General features: G+C 46.5%; 1 protein-coding gene. It reads right to left on the bottom strand.

Annotated elements, in window-relative coordinates; all coding sequences use genetic code 11:
• A partial coding sequence (locus KP705_RS17520; protein ID WP_215765205.1) for a hypothetical protein occupies positions 1–467 on the bottom strand: 467 nt, incomplete at both ends.

Here is a 467-nt window from a genome sequence, read left to right on the forward strand (position 1 = left end):
TCAATGAGTTCGAGAGCCTTTTTGCCGAGTTCAGTGTCAGGCGTCTGCGTATAATTCTGGACCATAAGACAGGGTTCAGAGACGTTATAGAAAGCATGATGCGGGAGCATCAGCCCAACAATCTTATTCTCCATCTGCTCGAATTTTATTTCATCACCAACGATGACACGACCATCAAGAGAAGGCTCAACACAGAGAGCCATAGCAATATCGGGCCCGAACATATCCAATGATTTAGGGACACCTATCGTGGCTTCGCCTTCATCACGCTTCGTGAAAAGCTCAGCATCATTGATGACACGCTTCTTCATCATCTTCAGAGATCCATCAGACTGATCTCGAACGATGCGAAGCCTCTCATCATTAAGAGACCCCTTGAACTCCTTAAACGATCCGTACCTCTGTATCAGTCGCGTATTGAGTGTCTCATTATAGAACCACTCAAGATGGCCATCCTCCATCGTCTC

It is taken from the genome of Gluconobacter sp. P1D12_c, assembly GCF_018812105.1.
Taxonomy (GTDB): domain Bacteria; phylum Pseudomonadota; class Alphaproteobacteria; order Acetobacterales; family Acetobacteraceae; genus Gluconobacter; species Gluconobacter oxydans_A.